A 1,218-nucleotide genomic window follows, 5' to 3' on the forward strand; every position below is an offset into this window, starting at 1 on the left:
GCTCCAGCAGGTGTCCGCGCCACTCCCGCAGATTCCGGATCCGCGGCGCCAGCCCCTGCGGGTGCAGGGTGAGCCGCACCGCGTTCAGCGGCGGCGTCAGCAGCGCCCGGGGGACGCCGTCGAACAGCGCCATGACCCCCCGGTTGGCCGCCACGACGTCGTACATCGCGTCCACCACCAGCGCCGGATACGGCTCGAACCCGCTGATCAGCCGCTCGATGCCGTGGCGCACCACCTCCAGCGCGGGATCGTCCAGCGGGGTCTCCGGGTAGTGCGGCGCGTAACCGGCCGCCAGCAGCAGCGCGTTGCGCTCCCGCATCGGCACGTCCAGGTGCTCGGCCAGCCGCAGCACCATCTCCTCGCTGGGCCGGGAGCGGCCGGTCTCGATGAAGCTGATGTGCCGGGAGGAGGAATCGGCGCGCAGGGCCAGCTCCAGCTGGCTGACCCGCCGCTGCTCCCGCCAGGCGCGCAGCAGTGGCCCCACGCCCCCGATGCGGGAAGCGGTACCGGATGTGACAGTGGTCATGCCAGGACGGTAATCGAGAAACGGCCGTACCGGGGAGCCGCCCGCTTCCGTCCGGCCCCGGGGTCTTCTGTGGCAGCCTGGGAGTCCCGTACGGGATCACGGACCCGAACCGGCGAAGGAGCGCAGCCCATGCCCGTCGAACCGCTGTCGCAGAAGGAGACCGAGGAACGGCTGGCCGGACTGCCGGGCTGGTCGCTCGACGGTGACCGGCTCACCCGTTCCTACCGGCTCGGCTCGCACTTCGCGGCGACGGCGATGGTCGTCCACATCGCCCAGGTGCAGGAGGAGCTCGACCACCACTCCGATCTCACCCTCGGCTACGACACCGTGGCCCTGTCCGTACACACCCACAGCGCGGGCGGCGCCGTCACCGAGAAGGATTTCGAGCTCGCCCGCAGGGTGGAGGACCTGGCCCCCGGCCACGGTGCACACTGAGGCGCGTGCTGGACTACGACGAGGAAGCGGAACGGTACGACGCCCTGCGCGGCGGGGAGCCCCGGGCGGCGGCCGCCGCCGAGGCCGTGCTGAGCCTCGTACCGGCGTCGGCGCGGGAGCTGCTGGACGTGGCGTGCGGCACCGGCATCGTGACCCGGCGGTTCGCCGCCGCCCGTGCCGGCCTGCGGGTGACGGGCGCCGACCTCTCCTCGACGATGACCCGGATGGCCGTCGCCCGTCTGCCGGGCGCGGTGGTC

3 protein-coding genes are annotated in these 1,218 nt (G+C 73.0%); 2 read left to right on the top strand and 1 reads right to left on the bottom strand.

Features of this window, described 5'->3' with window-relative positions; all coding sequences use genetic code 11:
• Nucleotides 1-526, bottom strand: a 526-nt coding sequence (locus tag B7767_RS41235; RefSeq protein WP_143652967.1) for a helix-turn-helix domain-containing protein, incomplete at its 3' end; no start/stop codon positions are given.
• A gap of 129 nt (nt 527-655) precedes the next feature.
• On the opposite strand from B7767_RS41235, the gene B7767_RS41240 reads away from it, so the two are divergent.
• Together B7767_RS41240 and B7767_RS41245 are read left to right on the top strand one after the other, a co-directional pair.
• Nucleotides 656-961: a 4a-hydroxytetrahydrobiopterin dehydratase gene (locus B7767_RS41240; RefSeq protein ID WP_085576324.1), complete on the top strand. Its 306-nt coding sequence runs from the start codon at nt 656-658 to the stop codon at nt 959-961.
• A gap of 5 nt (nt 962-966) precedes the next feature.
• Nucleotides 967-1,218 (top strand): trans-aconitate 2-methyltransferase (locus tag B7767_RS41245; protein ID WP_143652966.1); only part of this gene is annotated, 252 nt, incomplete at its 3' end.

It is taken from the genome of Streptomyces sp. 13-12-16 (genome assembly GCF_002114215.1).
GTDB lineage: Bacteria > Actinomycetota > Actinomycetes > Streptomycetales > Streptomycetaceae > Streptomyces.

Coding starts and splice junctions, on each gene's coding strand:
- B7767_RS41240 (WP_085576324.1), top strand. CDS start 656: ATGCCCGTCGAACCGCTGTCGCAGAAGGAGACCGAGGAACGGCTGGCC.